The sequence below is a fragment of the Agromyces humi genome (assembly GCF_009720255.1).
Lineage (GTDB): Bacteria > Actinomycetota > Actinomycetes > Actinomycetales > Microbacteriaceae > Agromyces > Agromyces humi.
Genome location: NZ_WJSP02000370.1, coordinates 1 through 3,608, shown reverse-complemented (window position 1 = coordinate 3,608; position 3,608 = coordinate 1). Strand labels below are relative to the sequence as shown.

At 69.8% G+C, this 3,608-nt stretch carries 3 protein-coding genes and 2 pseudogenes; 3 read left to right on the top strand and 2 right to left on the bottom strand.

The genetic code is table 11. From position 1 onward, the window contains the following. The 3 genes and pseudogenes from GH736_RS19215 to GH736_RS25795 all read left to right on the top strand — a co-directional run. Positions 1–284: pseudogene (locus GH736_RS19215) on the top strand (hypothetical protein); the annotation flags it as partial. A gap of 40 nt (positions 285–324) precedes the next feature. Next, positions 325–1,017, top strand: coding sequence for a response regulator transcription factor (locus GH736_RS19210; RefSeq protein WP_056734571.1), 693 nt, complete (start codon positions 325–327; stop codon positions 1,015–1,017). 571 nt (positions 1,018–1,588) lie between these two features. Further along, positions 1,589–2,200 (top strand): annotated as a pseudogene (locus GH736_RS25795) (histidine kinase dimerization/phospho-acceptor domain-containing protein); the annotation flags it as partial. Here the strand turns inward: GH736_RS25795 and GH736_RS19200 are convergent. Together GH736_RS19200 and bla are read right to left on the bottom strand one after the other, a co-directional pair. Further along, positions 2,142–2,777: a DsbA family oxidoreductase gene (locus GH736_RS19200; RefSeq protein WP_159606207.1), complete on the bottom strand. Its 636-nt coding sequence runs from the start codon at positions 2,775–2,777 to the stop codon at positions 2,142–2,144. The pseudogene GH736_RS25795 and the gene GH736_RS19200 sit on opposite strands and share 59 nt — an antisense overlap. Before the next feature lie 90 nt (positions 2,778–2,867). Continuing rightward, on the bottom strand, positions 2,868–3,608 hold a 741-nt coding region (gene bla / locus GH736_RS19195; RefSeq protein ID WP_159606203.1), incomplete at its 5' end, for a class A beta-lactamase.

Genomic DNA, 3,608 nt, shown 5'->3' with positions numbered 1-3,608 from the left:
CGAGCCGGGCCGGCCACCGCCTCGCCGTCGGTGCCCCAGCGCTCGACGTCGCCCTCGAGCGGTCCGGCTTCGAACCGCGCGCCGACGGCGGCGACACCGTGCTCGGCACCTGTCCGTTCCACAAACTGGCCGTGCAGCATCCCGAGGTCTTGTGCGACCTCAATCACGCGCTGGTCTGCGCCATGGCCGACGAGGTGGGCGAGACCGCCGAGCGGGTGCGCCTCGACCCGGGAGCGGGCGGATGCTGCGTGCGAATCTCCGCGCCATCCGTCGCATCCAAGTGACTCACAGGCAGATCACAGCGAACGTCAAGAGAATGACGTCATGAGCGATGGACCACGCATTCTCATCGTCGATGACGAGCCCAACATCCGCGACCTCCTCACCACGAGCCTCCGATTCGCCGGCTTCGCCGTGCGCGCCGTCGGCAACGGCGCGCAGACGATCTCCGCGGTGCTCGAGGAGGAGCCCGACCTGATCATCCTCGACGTCATGCTGCCCGACATGAACGGGTTCGGCGTGACCAAGCGACTGCGGTCAGCGGGTTACACGGCGCCGATCCTGTTCCTCACCGCGAAGGACGACACCGAGGACAAGATCACCGGCCTCACCGTCGGCGGCGACGACTATGTCACCAAGCCGTTCAGCCTCGACGAGATCGTCGCCCGCATCAAGGCGATCCTGCGCCGCACCATGCACGCCGAGGAGGACGCGGTCATCCGCACCGGCGAGCTCACCATGGACCAGGACACCCACGAGGTGCTCGTCGGCGACGTGCCCGTCGAGCTCTCCCCCACCGAGTTCAAGCTGCTGCGCTATCTCATGCTGAACCCCAACCGGGTGCTCTCGAAGGCCCAGATCCTCGACCACGTGTGGGAGTACGACTTCAACGGCGATGCCGGCATCGTCGAGAGCTACATCTCCTACCTCCGCCGCAAGCTCGACCAGCACTCGAACGAGCCGCTGATCCAGACCAAGCGGGGATTCGGGTACATGCTGAAGTCCTCCAAGCCCTGACTCAGGCTTCGCCGCCTAGACTCGGGCAGCCATGCATCAGACGATCAACGAGCGGTGGAACCGCATCTCGCTGCGCACCAAGATCACCGGTGTGACGGTGCTGATGCTGACCCTCGGGTTACTCGTCTCGGGCATCGGCACGGCCGCCATGCTCCGCTCGTACGTCGAGGAGCAGACCAAAGGCAAGCTCGCGGCGATCGCGTCGGGCGATCTCATGAAGTACTTCACCGACGAGGGCGGCGACGCGGATCCCGGCACCGACCTCGACGACCTCGCCTTCCGGCCGGCCGAAGAGGTCTTCGTCGCCGTCTACGACGAGCAGACCGGCAAGTGGGCGCACAACTGGGGCGACCGCGAGAGCTCCGAACTGCCGCGACTCCCCGCCATGCTCACCCCCGCGATGGTGAACGAGAAGAACGCCGGCGGCTACCAGGTGTTCCCCTTGCGGGACGCCGACGGCAACTCGACCTTCCGAGCCGTGGCCGCGCTGATGACGGCAGACCGGCAGGGGACCTATGCGCCGATCATCATCGCCGTCTCGTCGAAGGCGACCGAGCAGCTCCTCGCGGTCTACCTCACGATCTTCCTCGGCTTCGGGCTCGGCGTCGTGCTCATCGGTGCACTGCTGACGCGGATGCTGGTGACCTCCACCTTCACGCCGCTGCGCGAGGTGGAGCGCACGGCCGCCGCCATCGCCGACGGCGACTTCAGCCAGCGCCTCGGGGGCGCCACGCCCAACACCGAGGTCGGCCGGCTGAACCGCTCCCTCAACACGATGCTCAACCGCATCGACCGGGCCTTCCGCGACCGGGCGCGCACCATCGAGCAGATGCGCCGCTTCGTCGGGGATGCCTCGCACGAGCTGCGCACCCCCCTCGTCTCGGTGCGAGGCTACGCGGAGCTCTACCGCATGGGCGCCCTGCAGAGCCCCGAAGAGGTGGCCCAGGCCATGGACCGCATCGAGAAGGAGGCCATCCGCATGGGCGGCCTGGTCGAGGACCTGCTGGCCCTCGCCCGCCTCGACGAGGCCAAGCCGCTCGAGCTCGCCGAGGTCGATCTCGTGCCGCTCGCTCGCGACGCCGCCCTCGACGCGATGGCCGCGAACCCCGCTCGCACGGTGACGGTCATCGCACCCGAGGAGCTCGACAGTGCGGATGCCGCGAGCCCGGCGCCCGAGCTGGAGGTCGAGCGAAGACGAAGAAGGGCACGCCGTTGATGCCGTAGGCGCCCGCCTGCGCGATGTCGGCCTGCACCGCCGGGGCGTAGCGGCCCGACTCGAGCGCCTCGCGCGCGGCCTCCGCGTCGAGTCCGACCTCGGCGGCCAGCTCGACGAGCTCGTCGACCCGGCCCACGTGGCGGCCTTCGGTGAAGTACGCGCGGAACAGGCGCTCCGACAGCTCGAGCTGCAACCCCTGCGCCTTGGCGAAGTGCAACAGCTCGTGGGCCTTCAGCGTCTTGGTGTGCCGCAGCGCGTCGAAATCGTAGTCGAGCCCGGCATTCGCCGCGACGCCCGTCACGTGCTGCAGCATCTGCTGCACCCGGTCGGCGGGCAGGCCCTTGTGCTTCGCGAGGAAGTCGACCTCCGACCCGTCGAAGTCGACGGGGGTGTCGGGGGCGAGCTCGAACGAGTGGTACTCGATCTCGACGTCGGGTGCGTCCGCACCGAGGGCCGCGATGCCGCCCTCGAGGTGCCGCTTGCCGATGTAGCACCACGGGCACGCGATGTCGGACCAGATGTCGATCTTGATGGGGGAAGTCACGATGAGGCGAACGGATGCCGCGGCCACCGTATTCCCGGCCGTCCGCGGCATCCGACCGCCTTCACGCACGCGTGGGCACGCGGACGGCGCTCAGCGACCGACGACGATGCGCGTCGCCTCGGCCACGACCTCGTTGTTCCGCACCGCATCGAAGCGGTCGGTGCGGGTCAGGATGACGAGGGTGGTCGGCTCGAGGCCGGGCCGCCACAGCACGCCGGCATCGTTCACGACGCCGTACTCGCCGCCGCCGGTCTTGTCCGCGAGCTCGTAGGGCGCGGTGAGGCCGGCGCGCATGCGCGCGCCCGACGTGGTCGTGCGGAGCATCCACTCGCGCAGCCTCGACGAGGCGAGCACGCCGGCGGCGTCCTCGAGGAGCAACGCGGAGTACAGCGCGGCGATGTCGTCGGGCGTGGTCGTGTCGCGCACGTCGCCGGGGCGAGCCTCGTTGAGGTCGGGCTCCCAGCGGTCGAGCCTCGTGTGGGTCGCACCGAGCTCCGTCGCGAAGGCGGTGATCGCGGCGGGGCCGCCGAGCTCGCGCAGCAGCAGGTTGCCGGCGGTGTTGTCGCTGAAGCGGATGGCCGCGTCGGCGAGCTGCTCGGGCGTCGCCTGCCGGGGTCGCAGCGTGCTGAGCACGATCGAGTCGCGCACGACGTCGGCGTCGGTGAACGGGATGGGCGTCGACCAGTACGCATCGTCGTATCCGCGCGCCCGCACGAGCGCCGCTGCCGCCAGGGGCTTGAACAGCGAGCACATGGGGAACAGGTCGGCCGCCCGGTACCGGAAGGCCCGGCGGTCGGCGCCCGGGTCGGTGCGGCGGTCGGCGCCCCGGCC

Excerpts from the sequence above, each read along its gene's own strand:
- GH736_RS19210 (WP_056734571.1), top strand. The coding sequence starts at position 325 with ATGAGCGATGGACCACGCATTCTCATCGTCGATGACGAGCCCAACATC.